This is a genomic window from Pontibacter sp. 13R65 (assembly GCF_047525655.1).
Lineage (GTDB): Bacteria > Bacteroidota > Bacteroidia > Cytophagales > Hymenobacteraceae > Pontibacter.
Map to the genome: position 1 here is coordinate 51,090 of NZ_JBLIQL010000010.1, position 21,052 is coordinate 72,141.

General features: G+C 46.6%; 15 protein-coding genes. 2 read left to right on the forward strand and 13 right to left on the reverse strand.

The annotated features are described in order from the left end of the window. Window positions 1-86: 86 nt before the first annotated feature. The 6 genes from ACMA1I_RS13370 to ACMA1I_RS13395 form a co-directional block, all read right to left on the reverse strand. The gene (locus tag ACMA1I_RS13370; protein ID WP_337068875.1) at window positions 87-524 is read right to left on the reverse strand and encodes a hypothetical protein; all 438 of its coding nucleotides are present in this window, start codon (window positions 522-524) and stop codon (window positions 87-89) included. 324 nt (window positions 525-848) lie between these two features. Continuing rightward, the gene (locus ACMA1I_RS13375) at window positions 849-1,331 is read right to left on the reverse strand and encodes a fasciclin domain-containing protein (RefSeq protein ID WP_337068876.1); all 483 of its coding nucleotides are present in this window, start codon (window positions 1,329-1,331) and stop codon (window positions 849-851) included. A 100-nt stretch (window positions 1,332-1,431) separates the two neighbouring features. Then, a complete protein-coding gene (locus ACMA1I_RS13380; protein WP_337068877.1) occupies window positions 1,432-2,064 on the reverse strand; it encodes a rhomboid family intramembrane serine protease in 633 nt (210 codons plus the stop codon). A 266-nt stretch (window positions 2,065-2,330) separates the two neighbouring features. Next, window positions 2,331-3,305 (reverse strand): polyprenyl synthetase family protein, encoded by a 975-nt coding sequence (locus ACMA1I_RS13385; protein WP_337068878.1) that lies wholly within the window; start codon window positions 3,303-3,305, stop codon window positions 2,331-2,333. A gap of 7 nt (window positions 3,306-3,312) precedes the next feature. Further along, window positions 3,313-5,592, reverse strand: coding sequence for a ribonuclease R (rnr, locus tag ACMA1I_RS13390; RefSeq protein ID WP_337068879.1), 2,280 nt, complete (start codon window positions 5,590-5,592; stop codon window positions 3,313-3,315). A 493-nt stretch (window positions 5,593-6,085) separates the two neighbouring features. Beyond that, window positions 6,086-7,915, reverse strand: a complete 1,830-nt coding sequence (locus tag ACMA1I_RS13395; protein ID WP_337068880.1) for an ABC transporter ATP-binding protein — start codon at window positions 7,913-7,915, stop codon at window positions 6,086-6,088. Between the two features lie 278 nt (window positions 7,916-8,193). Between ACMA1I_RS13395 and ACMA1I_RS13400 the strand changes: the two genes are divergently transcribed. Then, the gene (locus ACMA1I_RS13400; protein WP_337068881.1) at window positions 8,194-8,802 is read left to right on the forward strand and encodes an HAD family phosphatase; all 609 of its coding nucleotides are present in this window, start codon (window positions 8,194-8,196) and stop codon (window positions 8,800-8,802) included. Between the two features lie 135 nt (window positions 8,803-8,937). On the opposite strand, the gene ACMA1I_RS13405 is transcribed toward ACMA1I_RS13400, so the two are convergent. The 6 genes from ACMA1I_RS13405 to ACMA1I_RS13430 all read right to left on the reverse strand — a co-directional run bounded on the left by ACMA1I_RS13405 (window position 8,938) and on the right by ACMA1I_RS13430 (window position 19,520). Continuing rightward, entirely contained in the window at window positions 8,938-9,561 is a 624-nt protein-coding gene (locus tag ACMA1I_RS13405) for a lipoprotein signal peptidase (RefSeq protein ID WP_337068882.1), read from the reverse strand. A 97-nt stretch (window positions 9,562-9,658) separates the two neighbouring features. Further along, entirely contained in the window at window positions 9,659-13,015 is a 3,357-nt protein-coding gene (ileS, locus tag ACMA1I_RS13410) for an isoleucine--tRNA ligase (protein ID WP_337068883.1), read from the reverse strand. Next, the gene (locus tag ACMA1I_RS13415) at window positions 13,002-15,503 is read right to left on the reverse strand and encodes an efflux RND transporter permease subunit (protein ID WP_337068884.1); all 2,502 of its coding nucleotides are present in this window, start codon (window positions 15,501-15,503) and stop codon (window positions 13,002-13,004) included. Before ACMA1I_RS13415 ends, ileS begins: the two co-directional genes overlap by 14 nt. 404 nt (window positions 15,504-15,907) lie before the next feature. Continuing rightward, a complete protein-coding gene (locus ACMA1I_RS13420; RefSeq protein ID WP_337068885.1) occupies window positions 15,908-16,063 on the reverse strand; it encodes a hypothetical protein in 156 nt (51 codons plus the stop codon). Window positions 16,064-16,599: 536 nt separating this feature from the next. Further along, entirely contained in the window at window positions 16,600-18,612 is a 2,013-nt protein-coding gene (locus ACMA1I_RS13425) for a cation:proton antiporter (RefSeq protein WP_337068886.1), read from the reverse strand. A 347-nt stretch (window positions 18,613-18,959) separates the two neighbouring features. After that, window positions 18,960-19,520: a hypothetical protein gene (locus ACMA1I_RS13430; protein ID WP_337068887.1), complete on the reverse strand. Its 561-nt coding sequence runs from the start codon at window positions 19,518-19,520 to the stop codon at window positions 18,960-18,962. A gap of 38 nt (window positions 19,521-19,558) precedes the next feature. Between ACMA1I_RS13430 and ACMA1I_RS13435 the strand changes: the two genes are divergently transcribed. Beyond that, window positions 19,559-20,704 (forward strand): cation:proton antiporter, encoded by a 1,146-nt coding sequence (locus ACMA1I_RS13435; RefSeq protein WP_337068888.1) that lies wholly within the window; start codon window positions 19,559-19,561, stop codon window positions 20,702-20,704. On the opposite strand, the gene ACMA1I_RS13440 is transcribed toward ACMA1I_RS13435, so the two are convergent. Continuing rightward, on the reverse strand, window positions 20,655-21,026 hold the full coding sequence (locus tag ACMA1I_RS13440) for a cation:proton antiporter (protein ID WP_337068889.1): 372 nt from the start codon (window positions 21,024-21,026) through the stop codon (window positions 20,655-20,657). The two genes, ACMA1I_RS13435 and ACMA1I_RS13440, sit on opposite strands and share 50 nt — an antisense overlap. Between the last annotated feature and the right edge of the window lie 26 nt (window positions 21,027-21,052).

A 21,052-nucleotide genomic window follows, 5' to 3' on the forward strand; every position in this document is an offset into this window, starting at 1 on the left:
AAAGCACTAAAGCTTTTTCAGCAGCAGCTTTGTGTATTAAGCTTAGCTGTATGAATGAAATTTAAAAGAGGAAAAATAAATCGGGCTTAGCGATTGCTTTGCTTATCAAGCCAAAGTTCTGCTTGGTGTTTAGAGTCAAAATTTCGCACAGGAATTTTACTTTGCTCGGCAATAGCCTCTACCTGCAGTTTAGCAATTTTGTCTGCAGGTATAACATGGGCTATACTTGCTACCTGTTGCTCCATTACCATTTGCTGCGCCTGCACATGTAGGAAGTTCAAATTCTGTGGATGGGTAATCATTTCCTGAAGATTTGAGAGTACGGTAAAACCCGGTTTTTTAAGACGCAACACTTTCTGCCAATCGTCTAAGTAATGCGGCACATTATCCAGAGATTTCCAAAAACCTCTAATACTCAAGTAAATCCGATTCTTAGCAGGATCGTAGCATAAGTCGTAACAAGTATTACTTGCTATAACGATTTTGGATTTGTCTGAGGTTATATTGCTTTGCATACTTTCCATACCTCTTACACAATACGTAACAATTCCTTAAACAACTATAATAAATTAAATGTATTTAAGGACTTAATTCATTTTAAACTGCCCAAATTGGGTAAAGTTAATTAAGAGTCAACTCTTGAACAATATAAAACTATAGAACTTTATTTATATTGTATCTTTATCTCTCTTCTTATTTTGGCCTTCTTTTGTTTATCAAACCTAAAGCTTAACGGCAGGTTTTGCTTTAGGATGATGTCTGGAAGTGCTCTATCATAGAATAATTTGGCACTAAAGAAAAGGCTGCCTGTTATAAAGTGAAACACCGACGGGGGTATATAAGACCTCTTAAAAAGACATAGTTGTACTTAGCTCGTGCACTACACCATTGCGCACATTATTATCTGGTGTAGATATGCGGACCCCATTTATAAGAGTCCCTCTTTTCCTGCAGACATTGAGATTGGCGCCAGATATTGTTTGTATTTGCTTACCATCTTTCAGATCTTTTTCAAGGTAGGTACCTTTTATGATGTACCCTGACAAGATTCTCTTCAGCTTTTCAGGAGATTCTCCCTGTAGTGCTGCCAACGATTCCTCGGATGGAGCCAGCAAGGTGTAAGACTCGTCGCTGGAGAGCAATGGCACTAACCCTGCAGTGGTAAGCATGCTTAAGAGTACAGGCCTATCATCGTTTATGATATACTGCAGTAGGGTAAGTCGCTGTGTGGGAACAACAGCTGTCTCCTGCGCATTAAGCTGAGCGGCAATAACTAAAAATAGTGAAATTAATACTGTTTTTAAAACGATATTTTTATAGAAATTTTGCATACGCTATAGGTCTTAATATAAGCTACTATACGCGTATGCAATTACATTAGGTTAGTATTTATTAGGTTTGCATTCTAAACAAAATCCAAAAAGCATCTATTTAGAAGATGCTCCAATTACTTATTTGCTGTATAAAAAGCGGGCCAGCCTGTGGCACTAAGGCTAAACTTAACCCAAAGCCGTACACCGCTCCGTAGAAGTGGGCGTCGTGGTTTATGTTGTCGCCCATGCGCTTGCCCTGGAAGTAAGAATACATAAGGTAGAGCACGCCCAGAATAAAGCCCGGTATACACAGCACTGCGTATAAGCAGATATCATTGGTCGGGTAAAAAAGAATACTAGCGAACACGACAGAAGCCACACCTCCAGATGCTCCCAAGGCGCGATAACCAGGGTCGTTACGATGCTTAAAGAAGGTAGGAATATCTGATACAATAATACCGCCCAGGTAAACCAGCAGGTACAGCACAATACCCATTACAGGACCAAATATGGCCATAAACGTCATTTCTACTGCCTGCCCGAAAAAGTAAAGCGTAAACATGTTAAAGAACAGGTGCATGAAATCGGCATGCAGAAAACCAGATGTAATAAAGCGATGCCAGGAATTGTCGCGTTGCACCACATACGGTTGAAAAATCCAGCTTTCCATCAGGTTGTTGCTGTCTTGCCAGGCATACCACGAGATTCCGACCGTTAATATAAGTAATATCAGGGTGACGCTTAAGTCCATTATTTACAAATTTTGGATGAGTGATTTTTAAAATTTTGAAGGAGTGGTTCTTTGAATTTTGAATGAGTGGATAAAAATGAGTGGATAAATGAATGCAAAGCTGCCTCTTCATTTACCGTTACAGGAGCAACAAGAGAACCTAAGCTGGAAAGGCGCTTTTATTTAAATAATAGCCTCCTGCTCCCGAAAATCCTGCACATTCTCAAGTTGTGTAATTTTTGATTAGACGAATAATTTATTTATTCTCCCAATCACTCAATCAACAATTAACTGTCCCGCTCCATGAGTTGAAGCGCCAGACCACGAACCATGGCTTTCTTTTCTGGTGCCACGGCTACAGCCTCTAAATGGGCCAAAGCTTTATGAAAATAAGTATCGATCTGCTGCTCGGTTTGCTGACGAATATTAAGCGCATCGTACACAGCCGTAACGGCCTGCACTTTTTCTTCGGCTATGGCTTCGTCGGTTTTGTTGCGCCACTGCCTGATGATGCTTTGCTGCTCCTCGTTCGCCTGCTGCAGGGCCGTTAGCATCAGAAATGTTTTTTTGTCAGAAAGAATGTCGCCACCTACCTGCTTTCCGAACTTGGCTTTGTCGCCGTACACGTCGAGCAGGTCATCGCGGAGCTGAAAGGCGATGCCGATGTTGTCTCCGAAAAGCTTCAGGTGGTTTGCGTCTGCTGCTGTGGCTCCCTGTAAGGTGGCTCCAAGCTCCAGACTGAACCCCACCAATACAGCCGTCTTCAGGGTAATCATCTGGATGTATTCTTCTATGGTTACCAGTTCGCGCTGCTCAAAGTTCATGTCGAGCTGCTGGCCTTCGCATACCTGAGCAGCCGTTTCGCTGAAGTTTTGCAGCACCTTTGCCAGCTTGTCCTGCTCTATGCCCAACAGCAGTTGGTAGGCCCGCACCAGCATTACATCTCCGCTTAGAATGGCGGTGTTAGCGTTCCATTTTTCGTGCACGGTTTGCTGGCCACGGCGCAACGGAGCCTTGTCCATTATGTCGTCGTGCATGAGCGTGAAGTTGTGGAAAACCTCTACTGCCGCAGCGGGCAGTAGCACGTTCTCCACATCATCGTTGTACATTTTTGCAGCCAGCAGCACGAGCAAAGGCCTTATCCGTTTTCCACCCAACGACATAATGTAGCGGATGGGTTCGTACAGCTCCGTTGGGTTCTCACCGTACTGAAGCGTTGACAAGGTCTGGTTAATCTGGTTGGTGAGGATCGAAATATCCACAGATTCTTTAGTGTTGTTTAAGGGTTTTTATCAGTTCCAGATCGATGGTGCGGTCGTTCAGGTTAGCACTTTTTACCTCTACCAGCACCTCATCGCCAAACGAGATAATGCGTTTCGACTGGCGGCCGATAATGCGGTAGTTGTTTGCGTCCAGGTCGTAGTAATCGTCGTTCATATCTGACAAACGTACCATGCCCTCGCACTTGTTTTCCTCGATCTCCACAAATATACCCCATTCTGTGACACCAGACACTATACCTTTGTATTGGTTGCCAATAGTATCTTTCATAAACTCTACCTGCTTGTATTTAATAGAGGCTCGTTCGGCATCGGCAGCGCGTTTTTCCATTTCGGAAGAGTGCTGGCAACGCGTGTCATATTCTTCTTTCTCTGCCGATGGCTTGCCATCGAGGTAGTGTTGCAACAGGCGATGCGCCATCATGTCGGGATAACGACGGATGGGCGAGGTAAAGTGTGAGTAGTGCGCAAAAGCAAGACCAAAGTGACCTTCCGGCTCGGTGCTGTACTTTGCCTTAGCCATGGTTCTGATGGCCAGGTTCTGCAGCACGCTCTGCTCTGGCTTGCCTTCTATCTGCTCCGTCAGGTTGTTAAGCTCTTCTGATATGTTGCCTTCTACGTCTACCTTATAACCAAACTTATTTGCGAAGATAGAGAACGTACTCAGCCTGTCGGGGTCAGGGGCACCGTGGGTTCGGTATACCATAGTAGGGCGCTTTTTGCCTTTGCCAAGGTTGTACACGTACTCGGCTACCTTCTTGTTAGCGAGTAGCATAAATTCCTCAATCAGCTTGTGTGCGTCTTTGCGCTCTTTTACATACACCGAAAGTGGCTTTCCATCTTCTGCTAGTTTAAACTTAACCTCGGTAGTTTCGAAACTAATGGCACCGTTTTTAAAGCGTTTGTCTTTTAACTTTTTAGCGATGCCATTCAGAATGTTAATTTCCTCGGCAAAGTCTCCTTCTCCTGTTTCGATGCGTTCCTGGGCTTCTTCGTAGCTGAAGCGGCGATCCGAGTAAATAATAGTACGGCCAAACCACTGCTCGTACAGCTTTCCATCATCGTCAAGTTCAAACACAGCCGAGAAAGTCAGCTTCTCTTCCTGTGGCCTGAGCGAGCAAAGTCCGTTAGACAGGCGCTCTGGCAACATCGGGATGGTTCTGTCTACAAGGTACACTGAAGTAGCTCTATGAAAAGCTTCTTTCTCGAGCAGGCTGCGCGTGTGCACATAATGTGTAACATCGGCAATGTGTACGCCTATCTCCCAGTGGCCGTTCTCCAGTTTCTGAATAGAAAGGGCATCGTCAAAGTCTTTGGCATCGGCGGGGTCTATGGTAAAGGTGGTTACATCGCGGAAGTCGCGGCGCTTGGCAATTTCGCCAGCCGTAATCTTCTCCGATATGCTGTCGGCTTCCTCTTCTACCGATTCCGGAAACTCGAACGGCAAGCCGAACTCAGCCATAATAGAATGGATCTCTGCTTCGTTCTCACCGGCCGGGCCAAATACCCGCGTTACTTCGCCGGTAGGGTTCTTGTCAGGTTTATCGGGCCACTGCGTAATTTTTACCAGCACTTTATCGCCAGCCTGTGCCCCACTCAGAGCTTTTTCGCCAACAAATACATCGAAATAGATTTTCTTGAAATCCGGCACCACAAAGCCGAAATTCTTCGACAGTTCCATAATGCCTACCAGTTCTTCGCGGCTTCGCTGCAGCACTTCAAGCACTATGCCTTCGGCGCGGCCGCCATGCACAGTTGGCAACACCTCCACTTTTACCAGGTCACCGTCGAGGGCATACTTCAAATGCTCCTTAAACACGCGCACATCCTCTTCCATGTCTTCCGACACAATGTAGGCGTACTTGCTGTTGGCCAGGTCTACTTTGCCTGTAATTATCTGCACGCGCAGGTTCAGCATGTACTTATCGTCGTCTACGAGTAGCAATTTATTTTCACGTACCAGCGTCTTTAAAAGGTCTGCCACTGTTTCGCGTCCTTTCTGATCGACAATACCTAATCGCCGGAAAATCTGGCGTTGGGTGAATACAGTATCGGGGCTGTTAGAGAAAGACTCCAGCACAATGGTTTTGGGCGTTTTGCGCTCTTTGCCACCTTTAGGTCCTTCTCTTTTAGAAGAGTCGCGGCGGGAGGAGCCTCCTCTTGTTGATGAACCTCTGCCTGCCGATGCTTCTTTTCCCCTGCGGGAGCTGCCTCTTTCGCTGCTGCGGTTGTCTTTGTCGCGGCTATTTTTATCTTTTTTACTTCTCATGAATATGTTTGTCGTGATGTTTAGAAGCTGTTCCCGCTATGGGTGCTGCTTCTTTTTAAACCTTACCGATTCTAAGATTAATCTATACGCCCGAAACAGGTGCTTTGGTTAAGGTGGGAAGTTATTTAGGTGTGAATTTATATAGAAAATTCTATATTGGAATCTTCTGCAAGGAAATTAGCAAGCCCCATGCCAGGATAAAAAACCAGTTTTGGCAGCAATTACTGAATTATTCTAATGAAATTACCCTTCCGGAGGCTTATCCGGAGATTCAAGACACAGGACGTAAGACACAGAATTTTTTCTCAAGCTGCTTAACTAAATGTTCGAAAAAGCTGCGCACGTGGCGCAATCTTCCAGCTGTGTTTGGTCAACCACTTAACAATCAGCAACCAAATTATTCTAATGAAAATCGCCTTCCAGAGCCAAAAAGCTATTTTCTAGCCTAGGGTCTGAAGTGGTTGACTTCCCGCTACATTAATGTTAACGCCTCTTAAAGCACCCCTGCCTTCAGTAGCTCCCGCTTCTGTTGAGCTGCCACAATATCTTCGGGCTCGCCTTTGGGTATGGCGCTGATGAGGGTGCGGGTATACTCTTGCTGCGGGTTCTGGTACAGCTGGTCGGGTGTGCCGCTCTCCACAATTTGCCCTTTGCTCATCACCAAGATTCGGTCCGACATGTACTTGGCTACGGAGAGGTCGTGGGTAATAAAGATGTAGGTGATCTGGAATTCCTGCTTCAGTTTGTTAAGCAAATTCAGTACCTGCGCCTGCACCGACACATCGAGTGCCGACACCGATTCGTCGCAGATGATGCACTTTGGCTGCAGTGCCAGCGCCCGCGCAATGCTGATCCGCTGCCGCTGCCCCCCCGAAAACTCATGTGGATAACGCTGAAAGTGCTCCGGCATAAGTCCCACCTTCTCAAGCAGTTCCATTGCTTTTCCACGGCGTTCTTTTTCGTTGCTGTAAAGCTTGTGCACATACATAGGCTCCATAATGGCATCGCCTACGGTATGCATCGGGTTCAGCGAAGCATAAGGGTCCTGAAAAATCATCTGGAAGTTACGACGACTCTTGCGCAACTCCTCCGGGCTAAGTTGCGCTATATCAACGCCATCAAACAGAATGCGACCTGCCGTTGGCTCCACCAGCCTCAGCAGTGCCCTACCTAAAGTTGTTTTGCCACAACCTGATTCTCCTACTAAACCAATTGTCTCGCCCGGGTTAATACTAAAGCTCACACCATCCACGGCTTTTACGTAATCGGTGGTGCGGGAGAAGAAGCCTTTTTTTATAGGGAAGTACACTTTCAGGTTCTCCACCTGCAAGAGTGGTGGCTTCTCCTGGTTCTCACGCTTTTGCTTAATGTCTGTTACAGTGCCTACATAATTGTTGACCACATCTGCTAATGACGGCTCCAGCACCTGCGGCTTTTTCTCCAGCAGGTTGCCTTGTTCATCTTCGTACATAAAGTCCGTCACTGTGGGCAATATACTCTGTGCTTTAGCCGATAATTTAGGCCGGCAGGCTAACAGGCCTTTGGTGTACGGGTGCTGTGGGTTCGTAAAAATATCGAGCACCTTGCCCTGCTCCACTAGTTTGCCTTTGTACATCACGAGTATTCGGTCGGCTATCTCGGCTACTACGCCTAAGTCATGGGTAATAAACAGCACGGCAGTGTTTTCCTTCACGCGCAGCTCGTCTATCAGTTCCAGCATTCGCGCCTGCACCGTAACATCCAGGGCCGTGGTAGGTTCATCCGCAATGAGTATGGCAGGTTCGCAGGCCATGGCCATGGCAATCATTACCCGCTGCTTCTGCCCGCCCGAAATCTCATGTGGATAAGCATCGAAAATTTTCTCCGGCCTTGGCAGCTTTGCCTTCTCAAAAAGCTGAATAGTACGAATTCTGGCCTCTTTTTCAGAGATATTAGTGTGAAGTAGCAGCACTTCGGCTACCTGCTTTCCACAGGTGTAAACCGGGTTCAGCGACGACATCGGCTCCTGAAAAATCATGGAGATTTCGTTGCCCCTTATCTCCTGCATCTTCTTTTCGGGCAACTTAAACAGATCGACCTGCCCAAATCGCTCCGACTGAAAAATAGCTTCCCCTCCTGCTATACGCCCAGGTGGCGTGTTAATCAGCCGCATTACCGAGAGCGACGTAACCGATTTCCCCGACCCCGACTCTCCTACTATGGCCACTGTCTCGCCCGGGTATACCTCAAACGACACCTTGTCTACCGCTTTGGTGGAGCCACGGTGTGTGGAGAAAACAGTTTCTAAAGCGCTGACTTTAAGAATAGGAATGAGTGTAGCCAAGAGTATCGGGATTTATGCTTTTGGTAAAAATAAGGTTTTTCGGGAGAACTGTGCCTCTCTTTCAGGAAAATTTACAGGAATACAGGTCATGCACCCTTGGCATGTTTTAAGTAAAAAAGCTTTTGGAAGGCCCTTTTCATTGGAATAATTTAGCTGTGGTTTAGAGGTCACTGCAACAGCTTATTTCAACTGGCTATATTACTCCTGCAACTAACGTACTTTTTGTTTGTAGCCACAACAGTCTTAACTTTATTGCATTCAATTAATTTACTAAACATATGACTACTACCACCATTATATTTGATCTCGGTGCTGTACTTATCGATTGGAATCCGCATTACCTGTACCGTAAGGTTTTTCAGGAAGAAGCTCAAATGCTGCACTTCCTGGAGAATGTCTGCACCTCCGATTGGAACGAGGAACAGGACGGCGGACGTACTTTACAGGAAGCAACAGACCTGCTGGTGGCACAGTACCCGGAGCATGAAGAGTACATCAGGGCCTTTTATGGCCGGTGGGAAGAAATGCTGGGCGGTGCCATAGAAGGTACGGTAAAGATTTTTGAAGAGCTGAAGGCGCAGAACAAATTTAAGTTTTATGCTCTCACCAACTGGTCGTCTGAAACATTTCCGATAGCCCAGGAACGTTTCGAGTTTCTCACCTGGTTTGATGGCATTGTGGTTTCAGGCGATGAGAAGGACCGCAAACCATTTCCTTCGTTTTACCAAACACTGCTCGACCGTTACCAGGTGAAGCCAGAAGAAGCCATTTTTATAGATGACAACCTGCGCAATATCCATGCTGCCGAAAAAATTGGCCTCGACTCTATTCATTTTCAGTCGCCGGAGCAACTGCGTGAGGAATTAAAAAAGAGAGGAGTTTTATAGATTTATTGTCTACATAGGAAACAAGACGCTGGCAGGAGCTGCGCACGCTGCAAGGTCTGTAAGATAAACTAAAAAGGAGCTGCTCCGCATGTGGAACAGCTCCTTTCTGTTAAATATTTTTAACTGCTACAGCTCCTACTGCTGCCCTTTCTCTACTATAATGGCATTGTGCTTTGGCTCTTCGTGCTCTGCGAAAAAGCGCTTCTGGTTAAATAAAATCAGTAAAACACCAACAAATATTGCAGAGTCGGCTACGTTAAAGATAGGCCACAACGACATGGGTCTGCCACCCATTATAGGTACCCAATGCGGAATGATGCCTTCCCATATATCTACATAAAACATATCAATTACCTGCCCATGAAACCAGGGAGTAGACGAGCCATAGGGTGCATTATCGAACCAGACGCCATAAAAGGTACTGTCGATGAGGTTACCGATGGCACCACCCAGAATAAGTGCGATGCACCAGACCAAGCCTTTCGGCGCTTTGTTATTAATGAGGTAGTACAGGTAATAGCCAATACCAAACATCGCCACCAGGCGGAATAATGTCAGGATGAGTTTGCCGTACTCGGAACCAAGTTCCACACCAAAGGCCATGCCCGGGTTGAGCGTGTAGTGCAGCTTCAGCCAATCCCCGATCAGCCTGATTTCGCCCGGCATGCCCATTTCCATGTTATAATGCACGATCAGTTTTACAGCCTGATCGACAATGATAACTAGTAAGCTGGCCAGGTAATATTTCCAGTATTTCATATAGAGCAGTTAAACAGCTAGTGCCAGATGTTGCATAGCTGTTAAAATTAGTAAAATAAAAGCAGCAGCGAGGTGTACACGCTGCTGCTTTTGCTATTTAAAGTATAACGCTAGACTCGGTACGGATTTTCAGGTAAACCTGGTAATCATCGATATCTAAAAGCGTGCCATCTGCCAGATCATCTACAAAATCGAGGCTCAAAGCCTGCGTTTCAGCGCAAATATAGTCGCTGTAGTTCTGTAGTGCGGCATTTACATCTGGTTCTCCCTGCTGCACAGTTACATGTATCTTGTCCTGCACCTCCAGGTTAGAGTCTTTGCGCAGGTTCTGGATACGGTTCACCAGGTCGCGGGCAATCCCTTCCTGCTTCAGCTCTTCCGTAATTGTGATATCCAAGGCCACAGTCAGTTTTCCTTCGTTGGCCACTAACCAGCCTGGTATGTCTTCAGAGGAGATTTCTACGTCTTCTGGTGTCAGCACAGCCGTTTCTTCGTTGTTCAGCGTTACCTGAAAACCTCCTTCGCGTTCGAGTTGTGCAATGTCCTGCTGGTTCATTTGTTGAACAGCGGCAGCCACCAGTTTCATCTTCGGTCCGAATACCTGACCAAGCTTTTTGAAGTTCGGTTTGATCTTTTTCACGAGGATGCCGGAGGTGTCGTCTATGTACTCCACTGCTTTCACGTTTACCTCGCTCATAATCAGGTCTTCTACGCCCTGTATCTGCTGCTTGATGTGGTCGTTCAGAACCGGCACCAGGATGCGCTGTAGCGGCTGACGCACTTTTATCATCTGCTTTTTACGCAGCGAGTGCACCAGCGACGAAACAGTTTGGGCCAGCTGCATACGCTCTTCCAGGTCTTTGTCTACGGCACCTGCTGCTACCTCCGGGAAATCGGCGATATGCACAGACTCTACGTTGTTGCGGCCACTCACGCTATTCAGGTCGCGGAACAGCTGCTCAGTGTAGAACGGTGCGATAGGCGAAGCCAGTTTAGCGATGGTTTCCAGGCAAGTGTACAGTGTCTGGTAAGCTGCTATTTTGTCTTCGTTGTACTCACCTTTCCAGAAGCGCTTGCGGTTCAGGCGCACGTACCAGTTGCTCAGGTCGTCTACCACAAAATCTTGTATGGCACGGGCTGCTTTCGTTGGGTCGTAATCTGCCAGGTAGATATCTACCTCCTGCACCAGCGTGTTCAGCTTTGATATAACCCAGCGGTCGCTCTCGGTTCTTTTCTCCAGCGGCACGTCAGCCTCGGCATACGTAAAGTTGTCGAGGTTGGCGTAGAGGGCGAAGAAGGAGTAGGTGTTCTGCAGCGTGCCGAAGAAACGGCGCTGTGTTTCTACTACCCCGTCAGCGTTAAACTTCAGGTTATCCCAAGGTGGCGCATTGGCGATCATGTACCAGCGCACGGCATCCGGACCATATTTGCCGATCATCTCAAACGGGTCGATGGCGTTGCCGAGGCGCTTGCTCATCTTGTTGCCGTTCTTGTCGAGTACCAGTCCGTTAGCGATTACATTTTTGTAAGCCACGCTGTCTTCCAGCATCACGGCCAAGGCGTGCAGCGTAAAGAACCAGCCACGTGTCTGGTCCACTCCTTCTGCTATGTAATCGGCCGGGAAGTTCTGCTCAAACACTTCCTTGTTCTCAAGCGGGTAATGCCACTGTGCATAAGGCATGGCACCAGAGTCGAACCAAACGTCTATAAGATCTGTCTCTCTGTGCATTACCTTTCCGGACTTGCTCACCAGCACAATGTTGTCCACATACGGGCGGTGCAGGTCTGTCAGCTCTATTGGGGCTTCCATCACACCAGCTTCCACAGCTTTATCCATCTCGGCTCTAAGCTGCTCCAGTGATCCGATACAAAGCTCTTCATCACCATCTTCGGTGCGCCAGATTGGTAGTGGTGTGCCCCAGTAGCGGGAACGGGAAAGATTCCAGTCCACTAAATTCTCGAGCCAGTTACCAAAACGACCGGTTCCGGTAGATTCCGGTTTCCAGTTGATGGTTTTATTCAGCTCGATTAGGCGATCTTTTACGGCAGTAGTTTTGATGAACCAGCTATCCAGCGGGTAGTAGAGCACCGGTTTATCGGTACGCCAGCAGTGCGGGTAGGTGTGCTCGTATTTTTCAACCTTAAAGGCTTTGCCCTCTTCTTTTAACTTGATGGCTATCTTAACATCGGTTGGTTTGTAGTCTGCACCTGTCTCGTCTTCGCCAGTGTAGTTTTTCACGTACATGCCTGCAAAGTCAGTCACTTCATTTACGAAGCGGCCTTGCTTGTCTACCAGCGGCATCGGTTTACCGTTCTCATCGGTTACCAGCAGTGCCGGTATATCGTTCTGAGCGGCAACTCTAAAGTCGTCTGCACCAAAGGTTGGCGCAATGTGTACGATACCCGTACCGTCTTCTGTCGTTACGAAATCGCCTACTACTACTCTGAAAGCTGGCTTGTCTGGTTGCACGTATGGCATGAGCTGGTGAAACTCTGTTCCGGCCAGGTCAGCACCTGTAAACTCCTCTACTATTTTAAAAGGTATCAGCTTGTCGCCGGAGCTGTAATCGGTCAGGGCCAGGTCTGCTGCTTTCGGATTGAAGAAACGGCTTACCAGGTCTTTGGCCAGGATAACAGAGATCGGCTCGAACGTGTAAGGGTTATAGGTTCTTACCTTCACGTACCTGATGCCTTTGCCTACTGCCAGAGCCGTGTTAGATGGCAGAGTCCAGGGGGTGGTGGTCCAGGCAAGGAAGTATACTCTTTCCTCCTCCTGCTCAAACAGGAACATGTTGCGGGTGATTCGCTTCACCTCGAACTGCGCTACCACGGTGGTATCTTTTACCATTTTGTAGCAGCCCGGCTGGTTCAGCTCATGCGAGCTTAGACCAGTACCTGCGCCTGGTGAATAAGGCTGGATCGTGTAGCCTTTATAAAGATAGCCTTTGTCGTAAAGGCGCTTCAACAGTGCCCAGCAAGATTCGATATACTCGCTCTCGAAAGTGATGTACGGGTTGTCAAGGTCTACCCAATAACCCATCTTCTCGGTCAGGTCGTCCCACTGGTTTTTGAAGCGCATAACCGTTTCGCGGCAGCGCTGGTTGTATTCTTCAACAGTAATTTTCTTACCGATGTCTTCTTTGGTGATGCCCAACTCCTTCTCTACCTGCAGCTCTACCGGCAGACCATGAGTATCCCAGCCGCCTTTGCGGTTTACCTGAAAACCTTTAAGAGTTTTGTAACGGCAGAAAATATCTTTAACGGCACGGGCCATTACGTGGTGGATACCCGGAGTACCGTTGGCTGAGGGTGGTCCCTCGTAAAATACGAATGGCTTGTTACCCTCGCGTGTCGCTACTGATTTTTCGAAGATACTGTTCGTCTTCCAGAAATCGAGTACTTCTTCGCCTAGTTTGGCGTAGTTCAGATTTTTGTATTCGTTATACTTTCCCATTATCAGGATTCTCTTGTTCTAACTCTTTGCGCAATTCGTCTATGTCTTTTTCTTCGTCTTCTTCGCTACCCGCCTCTTCGTAATATTCCTCATAATCATCTATCAGGGCATCGGGCTCGTGCACGTACTTACCGCTGTCAAAACTCATGAGCAACGTAGGCAATATAATCAGGTTTGTTAACATTGCAATCAGCAAGGTGAGTGACATCAGCAAACCTAATGCTTTTGTACCTCCAAACTCTGAAAAGGCAAAGATAACAAAGCCAAAGAACAGAATCATAGAAGTATAGATCATACTTGTGCCTGCCTCGTTAATTGTAGTCGTAATGGCTCTGCTCACCTGGAAGCCGTTGTTGATAAGTTCGTGCCGGTACTTTGCCAGAAAGTGTACCGAATCGTCTACGGCAATACCCAAGGCTATACTAAATATCAACGCCGTACTCGGCTTTAGCGGTATGTTGAAAAGTCCCATTAAACCGCCCGCTATAACAAGGGGAACAAGGTTTGGTATCAGGGATATCAACACCACTCGCACCGACTTAAACAACAGCGCAATGGTAACAGACACTAAGGCAAAGGCTAGCAGCAAACTTGTTTTCAGGTTGCTGATCAGGTACTCATTTCCTTTTATAAAGAGTAGAGTCGTACCTGTTAAGCTCACTGATTGTTTGTTGTCGCTGTCTTCGCGGCTGAAGGTCGTTGTGTTTCCTTCCTCGCTTACCTGCACGTCCTCGCCTCCCCATATCTTCAGTATCTCCGGCTTCACCTTACTTAAAATGAGCGTGTCGAGCTGGCGCGAACCTACATCTGCTACTTTTAAGGAGATGCGGGCGCTTTGGCCGGTGCTGTCTACAAACGACCGGATCAGGCGCTGGTTCTCTTCTCCGCTTTGCTTAGCCAGGTAACTGAAGATAAAGTTTCGCTCTGTATTGTCGGGCAACCTAAAGGAATTCGGATCGCCTTCGTAAAAGGCCTGCGTTGCCGTCTTCACCAGGCCAGCTACCGATATGGGAGCCGACAGGATAGGCTGTGTCCGCAGGAAATCTTCCAGCTGGGTAATCTTCTTCAGGTTTGGCAGGCGCATAACGCCTTGTTTTACGCCTGTATCTATAATTACCTCCAGTGGCATTACGCCGTTAAAGTGCTGCTCAAAAAAAGCAAGGTCGGCATTCACACTGCTTTCTGCAGGTAAATCGTCCACCATATAAGACACTGTCTTTACCTTATAAATTCCCCAACACGACAAGGCCAGCACAATGGTCATAAAAAAGTAAACCAAGTGGCGCTTGCGGTGCACAACGTAGTCGAAGAACTCGAGCAGCTTATGAAGCGGCTTAGCATCGAGGTGGCGCAGCTGCCGCTCAGTAGGTGGTGGCAGGTACGAGAAAACAGCCGGAATCAGGATGATGCTGATGAGGAAGGTGACAAAGATATTGATGCCTGCCACTACACCGAACTCATACAAAATGGCGATGTGTGTAAACATGAACACTATAAAGCCGATGGCGGTGGTGGTATTGTTGATCAGCGTCACCACCCCGATCTTACTGATAACACGTGCCAGCGCCAGAATTTTGTTACCATGCTTGCGATAATCAAAATGGTAGCGCGCCAACATGTAGGTAGAGTTGGGTATTCCGATCACTACAATAATAGATGGAATAAGGCCTGTGAGAAGCGAGATTTTGTAACCTAACAGCGAAATGGACCCAAGTGTCCAAATCACAACAGTGCTAATGACCAGGATTGGAAAGAGCACGGCGTAGAAAGAGCGGAAGAAGAGAAAAAGGCTGACAGCTGTAACTACGAGTGCCAGCACCAGGAACAGCTTCATTTCGCCAGCCACTTTCGTCGTCATCACGGCACGCACAAACGGAAGGCCGGCGTAGTGCAGCTTGATACTTGTATTCTTAGAGAAAGCTTCTGCCTTTTCGGTAATGTTATCCATTACCTCCACGCGGCGGGACGAGTTAAGAAACTTGGGATCAACGGTAACGGCTAAGAGTGTGGCGCCGGTCTTGTCGTTGATGATCTGCCCATCGTAGAAGTGCTGTTCTTTTACACGCTGCAGTTGTGCATCGAGTTGTGGCTGCGTTTGAGGAAAGGCTTCAAAAATTCTGTCGGCAACAAACTTGCGGTCTGCTGTGTCTTTTTTAATGGTGATGAGGTTAGGCAGCGAGATAACGGCCTTTACTCCCTCCACAGTTAAGAGCTCGTCCGAAAGCACCTTCAGTTCCCGGAAATTCTGTAGCTGGTAAATCCGGTCGTCCTGCATACCAATTACCAGTACGTTACCGTCTTCGCCGAAGGTCTGCTTAAAGCGCTGGAAGTACACCATGTCGGGGTCGTCCTGCGATACCACGTTGGCAAAGTCGTAAGACATTTCCACGTTTTTGGCGTGGTAGGCCATGAAGGCTGTCAGAATGGCTAAAAGGATGATCAGCCGCAGCCTGTTCTTAATTATAAATAGTGCAATTCTATTCCACATAATCCGCTACAATTCGGCAAAGGTAGCGAATAAGATTGTTTTATGTTCTGTTGAATCTAAGAGCATTCCGGTAAGTTTTGTCCAGTGGAAGCGAAATTATTCTAATGAAAACGGGCTTCCGGAGAAATTGGAGCAAATTTCAGCTAAGGGGATGCCCAACAGATTAAGCTTCTAAGTAAAAAGACACAAATATTATGATTCAAGACTTCATAGTTACTCATGCAGACCCATTCGGCTTACTACCTCAGCAGTTCCTCCTTTTTTGGTTGTAAATTAGATACGGCCTTCTACTTAACTATTTAATTTATAGTTGCTTTAGCGTCTCTTTTGTTTACGGGTTGCTATAAAGAAAACAGCCTCGGCTTCTGCCAAGGCTGCATCTTCTCTTCCTATTCTATATTGTACTAGCTCTTCTTTTTAGAAGACGATTTGGTGGAGTTCTCATTGGGTACGCAGTTTGGTACTTCTTTCCCGTCTTTCTCCTTCATTCCTACTGGCTCATAACCTTTCCAACAGGGGTTATTATCTTTTAAGTTGTTTTTATCTTTTGATGCTGCCATAGTTCTAACTTATAAATATTACTTGCTTTTACGGATAGCAAGCTAAAACGGCTACTGCAGCATTTCATGTAATTAGGATTAGTTTGATACAAGCCTCTGCTTCTCCTGTTTTTCAGTTTGTGCATAAAAAATCTAAATATAGCCTCCTGTTTATTTGGAGTATTTATAGTACCCCTTTTCTAACACTACAATACAGTATTTGCCCAACTTGCTTATATAACTTTTAAAAGGAGGATTAGTTAATAATTTTATATATCTAATAAAATGAACATACTCCCAGTCACCCTTGGAGCTATGCGAATAGTAATACCTCCTGAAGGCCTTTTTAATTAGAATAATTTAGGAGAGAGCAAACGTAAATAAATTGGCCGTATCTAACTCACTTTCCATCCTGGAGCTATTTTTCCAATAATTATATACATCAGGTTTAACTTTCTCCTACTTCTGCCCCCACAAAACAAATTTTAGATGCAACATATAGTTTAACATAATAATTAAACTACATGTCATACTATTAGTTTTCTCCACTCCAAATATCAAAATACATTTGCAGGAGTTTCCATAGGATCGGCAGTGGCAGTATCTACGGAGTGCTGCTCCGGGTAGATCATGACAAAGCTGTTTTGCAGGAAGTGCTTCGACAAAAGCTTGGGGATGTTGTGCAGCATGGTGTTAAAAGAAACGCTGCCCGATCGGGCACTGATCACTATAAACAATTCGTCTTTCTCTATTTCCCGGCCTAATATCAGAAACTCTTCCAGGTCTTCGAACAGTATGTATTTAACATTTACATTGGCCTTTACTTCTTTAAAAACAGTGGAGATGCGCTTGTTGGTAAATTCTGTGCCGTAAAAAACAAGGGGCGTTCCCAGCTGGCGAGCGATGGTGAGTAACGTGTTAATCCAGTGCACAAAGCCGGGTTCGAACTCGGCTTTGTCCGGCACCAGCACCTTAATTCTTTTAATAGTATTGATGGGCTGAACGAATTTGGCGACCAGCACCATCTCCCCTGTCTTGCGCAGGAGCTTATCTAGCAGTCCTCCAAAAATACGATCTTTTGTGGATACCTTTTCGGACCAGCCAATCACAACCTCTGTGATCATCAGGTCTTTTATAGCGCGCACAATACCGTTTGTAATGCTGATATCCACACGGGTAAGTACAGCTACTTCGGTGTCGGTGGCGGCGGCGTAATTCTTGGCCTTTTTAAGGAGCTTGTTACTTTCCAGCAAATTCTCCTTGGTTTGCTCATCGTCTTTTATCAGCGCCAATGGGTAAATAGGCTCGATTGATTTCGGGTTTTTCATGAGCACGGCAAAGTCGATGAGGCGCTCCATGGTTTGAGCATTGGCAATGGGCACCAATATACGCTCCGGTATTTCGGAAAGGTCGGGGGCTTGGTTACTTTCTATTACAGCCTGCCTAACGGCTGCTTTTTCAGTGGCAAAGGAGCTGATGATGCAGGTGACCAGAATCATGAGAATAGTACCGTTGAGCACATTTTCGTTGAGCAGCCCCAACCGGAAACCTACCAGCACGGCAGCCAGGGTAGCAGCAGCCTGCGAATTGCTCAGGCCAAACATCAGCATGCCTTCGGTGCTGGAGAAGCGGAAGATTTTCTGACTCAGCCATGCCGCCAGCCATTTTGCCGAAACTGCTACTGCTATCATGGCTCCCGCTACTATCAGTGCCTCCGGACCTCTTACCAACACCCGCAGATCTACGAGCATGCCCACGCCAATCAGAAAGAACGGAATAAAAAGGGCACTGCCTACAAATTCGATGCGGTTCATGAGCGGAGATGAATGCGGGATGAGCCTGTTGAGTGCCAGACCCGCCAGGAAGGCCCCAATGATAGGTTCTACACCCGCTATCTCGGCTAAGAAAGCTGCCAGAAACACCATTGCCAGCACAAAAATATACTGCGACACGCCATCAGTTTCGTAGTTTTTGAAAAACCAGCGGGTAAACCGAGGGAAGAGAAACCACACAATAGCCGAGAAAATGAGGAGCGAAATAGTGAGCCTGACCCAGAATTGGGTGTTGAGTTCTCCGGCCGTTGCCCCTGCTATCACTGCCAGCACTAAAAGGGCCGCTGTATCGGTAATAATGGTTCCACCAACGGTAATGTTAATCGCTCTGTTTTTGGTAATGCCCAGCCGGCTCACAATAGGGTACGTGAGGAGCGTGTGCGAAGCAAACATACTAGCCAGCAACACAGATGAGAGCCAATTAAAGTGCAGCACGTACAAAGAGACCAGCGTGCCCACTATCATTGGGATAAAGAATGTAAGACTCCCAAATATTAGGCTTTTCCCCCTGTTCTTCCTGAAATCATTCATATCGATTTCGAGGCCAGCCAGGAACATGATGTACAGCAGCCCCACTGTGCCGAACAGCACAATGCCTTGGTCGCGCAGTAGTATATTGAAGCCGTTTGGCCCTATAGCCACTCCTGCCAGAATCATTCCGATTAGGCTGGGTACTTGCAGCCGTTTTAGAATGACAGGTGCCAGCAAAATAATAAACAGCACTAACGAAAAGATCAATACAGGATCTTTAATAGGAAAGTAATCAGGAAAGTAATTTTCTAGATTCAAGGTCATCGAATTTCCAAAGAGGCTGTTAGAGTCCAAGCAACAAGTTACGCAATTTTGTAATTGCTGCTACTCGTCTGAGCCTCGCAATATAGCTGATAAACTATTTACCAGATACTGCCTTCATTCTTCTTCCTACATACCATTCTACGAGTTACTTGCCCGGGAGGTCACCCTTGTGGATAATAGGGTCCAATTATGCTTTATAGCCTCTGGAAGGGCATTTTAATTAGAATAATTCACAAGAAACTATGCCTGGACCTGGCGATGCATGACTTTACTAGACTATGGAAGCGAGCTTAGTAAGCTGGTACAGCCGAGGTTCTTGGATCCTGTGCAAGCCGTATACCATGCTGCTCTGGGTAAATGATTACAAAATTATTTTCCTTAAAATACCTGGACAGTTGCTTAGGTATATTTGGCAGGTAAGAGTTGTAGGAAACACTGCCTTCGCGGGCACTCACCACCAGCAACAGGTCGTCTGGCAGAATGTAGCGTCCCAGAATCAGGAAGTCCTGCCAATCCTCAAAGATTTCGTACTTAGCCGATACACTAACTTTAGTATCAACAAAAACCCGCTCTATTCGCTTATTGGTAAAACTGGTAGCAAAAAAGGTAAGCGGAGCACTGGTTTGTTTAGAAATGGTACGGACAGTATTTACCCAGTGCGCAAAACCCGGCTCATACTCTGCTCTTGGTGGTACAATTACTTTTATACTTTTGGTTGTGCTAAGTGGCTGCATAAACTTTGCTACCAGTATCATCTCGCCCGTGCGCTTGAGCAGGTTGTCCAATACGCCACCAAAGATTTTATGTTTAGTAGTTATTTTGGCATTCCACCCTGGGAACAGCTGTTTCACATTACCTGTTAGGCTTTAGCGTTATTTCCTCTATACTATTGGCCAGTATGTTTGCTTCGCACACGCTGTTGGCATACCCCATTGCCAGCCGCCTGGGCATTACAAAAAATAAGGCTGTTAACATAACAGTAGGCTGTACCATTATTACCGATACGGCCGCGCTCTTAGTACTGGCCGTTATTACAGGAGCCAACTCCGGCGAGCTCAATAACCAGTTCTGGATACGGTTAGGAGTATCACTGGCTGTTTTCTCATTCATTGTACTATGGCTATTTCCACGCATTGCCCGCTGGTTCTTTAAAAACTATGAAACCGACGGCATAGCTCACTTTATTTTTGTGCTGGCAATGGTATTTCTTGCCGCTTTTATAGCAGAGTTAGCAGGAGTAGAGCCCATTATCGGTGCCTTTTTGGCGGGGCTGTCGCTTAACCCACTCATTCCGCACACCTCACCACTTATGAACCGGATCGAGTTTGTGGGGAATGCTTTATTTATTCCGTTCTTCCTAATTGGAGTAGGCATGCTGGTAGACCTGCGGGTCCTGTTTATGGGGCCAGAAGCACTGATAGTAGCAGGTTCTATGATAGTGGTAGCCACCGTTGCCAAATGGTCGGCGGCATTTCTGAGTCAGAAAATTTTTAAGTTCACCAAAACCGAGGGGCAGCTAATGTTTGGCCTGAGCAATGCCCAGGCTGCCGCTACCTTGGCTGCGGTTCTGGTTGGCTTCCGGATTGGCCTGCTAAACGAGAACGTTCTAAACGGTACCATCCTCATGATTCTGGTTACCTGTATTATTAGCTCAGTAGTAACAGAAAAGGCCGCGGTAAAGCAGGCTATCATAGATAATGAGCAAACAGCTGACCAGTCGGAGATACCCGAACGAATACTGGTACCTATTGCCAACGCCGATACCATGGAGCAACTAATAGATCTGGCAGTGCTTGTTAAAAATCCGAAATCAGTAGAGCCTATTTACCCGCTTATGGTCATTAAGGATGATGTGCAGAGCAAGGAAAAGCTGCTGGAAAGCGATAAACTGATGCAAAAGGCAAAGCACTATGCTGCTGCCACTGCTACCGATGTAGATGTACTTACCCGCGTAGACCTTAGCGTAACAAACGGTATTGTACGAGCTATAAAAGACCGTATGATAACAGAGGTAGTTCCAGCACCATGGGAATAGAGAAGGTAAGGAAACCAAAGATCATGCTTTTGTTCCTGTTCTTCTTAAAGTCGTTCATATCAATCTCAAGCCCCGCCAGGAACATGATGTAGAGCAGCCCTACTGTGCCGAACAGCACGATGCCCTGGTCGCGCAGCAGTATATTAAACCCATTCGGACCGATAGCTACTCCTGCCAGAATCATTCCTATAATGCTTGGAATCTTAAACTTGTTCAGCACAATGGGAGCTAACAAGATGATGAAAAGTACAAGCGAAAATATTAGGACAGGATCTTGAATAGGAAAGTATTCCGGGAAATATTGTTCAAGGTTTAGATTCATACAGGTTGTTTTATGTCTGAACAAAC